Origin of the sequence: Streptomyces sp. ADMS (genome assembly GCF_033441795.1) — a bacterium.
In the GTDB taxonomy this organism is placed as follows: Bacteria; Actinomycetota; Actinomycetes; order Streptomycetales; family Streptomycetaceae; genus Streptomyces.
Window position 1 is genome coordinate 1 of record NZ_JAVFVX010000217.1, and the last position, 5,426, is coordinate 5,426.

Consider the following 5,426-nt stretch of genomic DNA (forward strand, 5'->3'; position numbering starts at 1 on the left):
TGAGCATGTCGACGAACCCCTTCGTCGACTACCACCTGATCTACGCCGTCGCCCTGATCGTCCTGGCCGCTGTCGCCGCCGGCGACACCCTGGGCGCGGGCCGACTGTGGGCCAGGCTGCCCTTCGTCCGCGACCACAGCTGGCTGCGCTGAGCAACGACGGTGCGGTGGGTCCGTCATCCGGCCCACCGCACCGCACCGCGCCGTGCAGGGGCCACTGGCCTCGAGGGACCACTGGCCCCTGCACGCCGAACCGTCCGAAGACGACGCTGGATCCGTCACCCAGGAGGTGGAGATCATGCTCCGCACCATCATCGTAGGACTCGACGGCTCGCAGGAGAGCCGGGCCGCCGCAGAGTGGGCGGCTCGCGAGGCGAAGCTGCGCGGCCTGCCGCTGAAGATCGTGCAGGTGTGGGAGCCGGTGCCGGCGCCCATGGCAGAGGCACCGCTCCTGGGAGCCGAGACCCAGCAGCACTGGACCGAGCGGATCCCGCGGGAAGCCGCCGCCGGCATCCGGCTGCGCCACCCGGGCGTCGAGGTGTCCACGGAGCAGGTCTCCGGCCAGCCGGGTGACGCACTGGCCGAGGCGGCGAAGAGCGCCGAACTGCTCGTCCTGGGCTCGCGCGGCCTCGGTGGGATCGGCGGGTTCATGATCGGCTCGGTCGGCCTGTCCGCCGTCGCGCACACGGACCGCCCCGTCGTGCTGGTCCGAGCGCTGGAAGTGGCCGCCGACGAGCACGAGCCGGACCCGGCCGGTATCCCGTCCGCCGCGACCCCGTTCCGGCCCGTGGTCCTCGGGCTCGACGTCGCGCACCCGGACGAGACGCTGATCGAGTTCGCCTTCGACGCCGCCAAACGGCGCGCGACCTCGCTGCGGGTCGTCCACGGCTGGAATCCGCCGCCCTACTACGCGTACGGCACTCCCGCCAACCCGGCGCTGCACGAGGCACTCGCCCTGAGCGCGTCCGAGGCGGTGGCGGAGGTGCTGCGCCCCTGGCGGGCGAAGTTCCCGGACGTGGAGGTCGTCGAGACGAGCCGCTACGGAAGCCCGGCCGTCCATGTCGTGGACGCCGCCCACGAGGCCTCCCTCGTCGTCGTGGGCCGGCGTATCCGCCGCAACCCGTTCGGCACCCACATCGGCCATGTCACGCATGCCGTACTGCACCACTCCACCGCCCCCGTCGCCGTCGTCCCCCACGGCTGACCCGTCCCGCCCGAGGAGAAGAGAACAATGAAGGCAGCTGTCGTACAAGCGTTCGGTGAACCCCTGGTCATCGAGGAGCGCCCCGACCCGGAGCCCGGCCCCGGCCAGGTTCGCGTGCGCGTCGAGGCCTCCGGGCTGTGCCACACCGACATCCACGCCGCCCACGGAGACTGGCCGGTCAGGCCCAACCCGCCGTTCGTCCCCGGCCACGAGGGCGTCGGCCTGGTGGAAGCGCTCGGCGAGGGCGTCACCCACCTTGCCGTCGGGCAGCGGGTCGCCGTGCCCTGGCTGGGCAGGGCCTGCGGGCGGTGCGAGCACTGCCTGTCCGGCTGGGAGACGCTGTGCGAGCAGCAGATCAACACCGGATACGGCTGCGACGGCGGATACGCCGAGAAGATGCTGGCGTGGGCCGACTTCGCGCAGCCGGTGCCCGACGGGATCAGCGCCCTGGAGGCCGCCCCGCTGACCTGCGCCGGCGTCACCACGTACAAGGCGCTCAAGGTCGCGGAGGTCAAGCCCGCGCAGCTCGTCGCCATCTCCGGCATCGGCGGGCTCGGTCACCTCGCCGTGCAGTACGCGAAGATCGCCGGCGCCACGGTCGCCGCGATCGACGTCACCGACGAGAAGCTGCGACTGGCCGCCGAACTCGGCGCGGACATCGTCATCGACGCCCGCAAGGAGAACGTCGGCGAGGTGCTCAAGCAGCACGGCGGGGCCCACGCCGCCATCGCGCTCGCGGTGAACGACGCGGCCTTCGAGGCCGTCAACTCCGGGCTGCGGCGCGGCGGCAAGCTGGTCATGGTGGCCCTGCCGGCGCACGGCACGGTCCGCGTGCCCATCTTCGACACCGTCCTGAACGGCACGTCGGTGATCGGCTCGATCGTCGGGACCCGGAAGGATCTCGCGGAGGTCTTCCAACTGCACGCGGCCGGCCGCACCAAGGTCATCTACGAGGCCCGCCCCCTCGCCGCCGTCAACGACTCCATCGACGAGGTGCTGCGCGGCGAGGTCAAGGCCCGGATCGTCTTCGACCTGGGTGAGGGGCGGTGAGCACGATGGTCCTCCCGATCGTCGTCGGCGTGGACGGTTCCGAACCCAGCCTGCGGGCCGCCGACTGGGCGGCCGACGAGGCCGCCCTCCGCGGGGCACCGCTGCGACTGGTGTACGCCTCCCGCTGGGAGCAGTACGAGGGCGCCGCTCTCGCACAGGAGCTCGACACGCTGTCCCGGCAGATCACGGCCGAGGACATCGTGGGGGCCGCCGCACAGCGCGCCCGCCTGCGCCAGGCCGACGTCAAGAGCACCACCGAAGTGCTGCCGGACGAGCCCGAGCAGGCGCTGGTCCGTGAGGGAAACGAGGCCGCCGCGCTGGTGCTCGGCACCCGTGGTCGCAGCGGTCTCGTGGAGATGCTGCTCGGGTCGGTCAGCCTGACCGTCGCCGCCCACGCGGGCTGCCCGGTGATCGTGGTGCGCGGCAGCCACGACAACCAGGTCCGAGCCGGGACGCGCGGCCGCGTCGTCGTGGGTGTGGGCGAGAGGGGGACGGACTCCGCCGCCCTGCGCTTCGCCGTCCGGGAGGCGAAGCTGCGCCACGCGACCCTGGACGCCGTACGGGCCTGGCGGTGCCCGGCACACGAGACCACCGACCACCCCCTGCTCTCCGGCGAATCCGCCCGTCTGCACGAGCAGCATGCCGCCGAGGTCCTGGAGCGGGCGCTGAAGGACGCACCCGCAGAGGTGGACCTGCGCCGGCGCACGGTCGAGGGCCCCGCCCGCAGGGTCCTGCAGGCCGCCTCGTACGAGGCCGATCTGCTGGTCGTCGGGGCCCGGCGCAACCCGGGGCACCTCGGGCTCCAGCTGGGGCGCGTCGCTCACGCGCTGCTGCACCACTCCGCCTGCGCCGTCGCGGTCGTACCCGAGCGGGCGTGAGAGGCGACCGGCTGTTCAGAGGCTCGCCGCGTGGTCGGGGACGTAGGTCTGCAGATCCCGCGGCGAGCGTTCGTAGCCGGTCGACGGCGGCCGTGCCGGCAGTTCCAGCACCGGCGGCGGCACCTCGTGGTAGGGCACGGACGACAGCAGGTGGGCGATCATGTTCAGCCGCGCCCGGCGTTTGTCGTCGCTCTCCACCACATACCAGGGCGCCTCGGAAATGTCGGTGTGCACCAGCATCTCGTCCTTGGCCCTGGAGTACGCCTCCCAGCGGGTGATCGACTCCAGGTCCATCGGCGAGAGCTTCCAGCGCCGCAGCGGGTCCTCCAGCCGGCGCCGGAAGCGCTCCTGCTGCTCGGTGTCACTCACAGAGAACCAGTACTTGCGCAGCAGGACGCCGGCTTCGACCAGCATGCGTTCGAAGATCGGGCACTGACGGAGGAAGAGCTGGTGCTCCTCCTTCGTGCAGAAGCCCATCACATGCTCGACTCCGGCCCGGTTGTACCAGGAGCGGTCGAACAGCACGATCTCCCCGGCCGCCGGCAGATGCTCGACGTACCGCTGGAAGTACCACTGACTGCGCTCCCGCTCGGTCGGCTTCGGAAGCGCCGCGATCCGGGCCACGCGCGGGTTGAGGTGTTCGGCGACCCGCTTGATCGTCCCGCCCTTGCCCGCCGCGTCCCGGCCCTCGAAGACGACCACCAGCCGGGTGCCCGTCGCCCGCACCCACTCCTGAAGCTTCACCAGCTCCATCTGCAGCCGCAGCAGTTCCTTCTCGTACGACTTGCGCGGCAGCTCCGTTGACTTCTTGCCGACCATGCTGCCTCCACCGCCCGATGACCCCTACGTCGCGACCTCCGGAGTCTCCCCCATGTCCAAGGTCGAACACCAGGACCATGACCGTATGTGTCGGTATCGACGGCTTGCGGTCGCGTCGGCCCGCACCAACCGCCTCCTGGACCTGACGGCGCCGCAGCGGCGTGCGGCAGCGGGCCGGTCGGCGGCCACAGAGGGGCCGACCGGCCCGGTCGGGGCCCCGTACAGCCCATGGGCTCCGCCGCCGTTCCGTCGGACGATCCAAGTATCGGAAGCCATGGAGGAGACCCGCGATGACGGACGACCTGCTCGACCGGCCCACGGTCCACGCCCTGCTCGCGGACGGCACCACCGTGTGCATCCGTCCGGTGCGGCCGGGTGACCACGACCAGCTGCGAGGGTTCTACGAGGAGATGTCGCCGGAGAACCTCCGCCTGCGTTTCTTCGCGGCGAGCCGGCGCTCGGCCGCCTTGGCCGCCGACCGCGCCTGCACCCCGGCCGGTCCGGGCTACCGGGCCCTGCTGGCCGAGGTGGACGGCCGGGTGATCGGCATCGCCGAGTACGGCACCGGCAAGGAGACGGAAGGCGGTGGGACGAACAGCGCGGAGATCTCCATCGCCGTCGCCGACGGACTGCACCACCGGGGCGTGGGCACCCTCCTCGTCGAACACCTGGTCTCGGCGGCGCGCGCGGAGGGCATCACCACCTTCACCGCCGACGCGCTCAGCGAGAACAACGAGGTGCTCCGCCTCTTCGCCGACCTCGGCCTGCGCATCTCCCGCCGCTTCGAGGGACCGGAGGTGCGCTGTACGTTCCACCTGGATGAAAACGACACCTATCTGTCCGCCGTCGAGGCCCGGGGCCGCGCCGCAGACGTGGCCAGCCTGCTGCCCCTCCTGCGGCCGTCCGTGGTCGCCGTGGCCGGCGCCGGACGTACGCCAGGATCGGTGGGCCGGGCTGTTCTGCACCACCTGCACTCGGGCGGTTTCACCGGGCGCCTCTTCGCCGTGAACCCCAGTGTCACCTCGGTGCTCGGTGTGCCGTCCCACCCGTCGGTCGCGGCGCTGCCCAGGACACCCGATCTGGTGATCGTGGCCGTACCGGCCGCCGCGGTCCCGGCCGTCGCAGAGGAGAGCGGCAGAGCCGGGGTACGCGCCCTCGTCGTCGTCACCGCCGGCCTCGACCACACCCAGGCACAGGCCCTGCTGGCCGCCTGTCGCACCTACGGCATGCGGCTCGTCGGCCCCAACTGCCTCGGCGTCTCCCACACCGACCCGGAACTGAGCCTCGACGCGACCTTCGCCGCCGAGCACCCCCGCCCCGGGACGGCCGGTGTCGCCGTGCAGTCCGGCGGGGTCGGTATCGCCCTGCTCGACGGACTGTCCCGGCTGGGCATCGGGGTCTCCTCGTTCGTGTCCCTCGGGGACAAGTACGACGTCAGCGGCAACGACATGCTCCAGTGGTGGGAGAGCGACGGCC

At 72.0% G+C, this 5,426-nt stretch carries 5 protein-coding genes; 4 read left to right on the top strand and 1 reads right to left on the bottom strand.

The window, feature by feature from the left end; genetic code table 11:
• The first annotated feature begins 297 nt into the window (after positions 1-297).
• The 3 genes from RB628_RS39255 to RB628_RS39265 are packed head-to-tail and all read left to right on the top strand — an operon-like array spanning position 298 to position 3,131.
• Positions 298-1,203 (top strand): universal stress protein, encoded by a 906-nt coding sequence (locus tag RB628_RS39255; RefSeq protein WP_318325437.1) that lies wholly within the window; start codon positions 298-300, stop codon positions 1,201-1,203.
• Positions 1,204-1,230: 27 nt separating this feature from the next.
• Positions 1,231-2,253 carry a zinc-dependent alcohol dehydrogenase gene (locus RB628_RS39260; RefSeq protein WP_318325438.1) on the top strand — a complete coding sequence of 341 codons (1,023 nt, stop codon included), beginning with the start codon at positions 1,231-1,233 and terminating at the stop codon, positions 2,251-2,253.
• A gap of 5 nt (positions 2,254-2,258) precedes the next feature.
• The gene (locus RB628_RS39265) at positions 2,259-3,131 is read left to right on the top strand and encodes a universal stress protein (protein WP_318325441.1); all 873 of its coding nucleotides are present in this window, start codon (positions 2,259-2,261) and stop codon (positions 3,129-3,131) included.
• A 15-nt stretch (positions 3,132-3,146) separates the two neighbouring features.
• Here the strand turns inward: RB628_RS39265 and ppk2 are convergent, their stop codons facing one another.
• Positions 3,147-3,950, bottom strand: coding sequence for a polyphosphate kinase 2 (gene ppk2 / locus RB628_RS39270; RefSeq protein ID WP_318325439.1), 804 nt, complete (start codon positions 3,948-3,950; stop codon positions 3,147-3,149).
• A gap of 290 nt (positions 3,951-4,240) precedes the next feature.
• Between ppk2 and RB628_RS39275 the strand changes: the two genes are divergently transcribed.
• Positions 4,241-5,426, top strand: a 1,186-nt coding sequence (locus tag RB628_RS39275; RefSeq protein WP_318325440.1) for a GNAT family N-acetyltransferase, incomplete at its 3' end; no start/stop codon positions are given.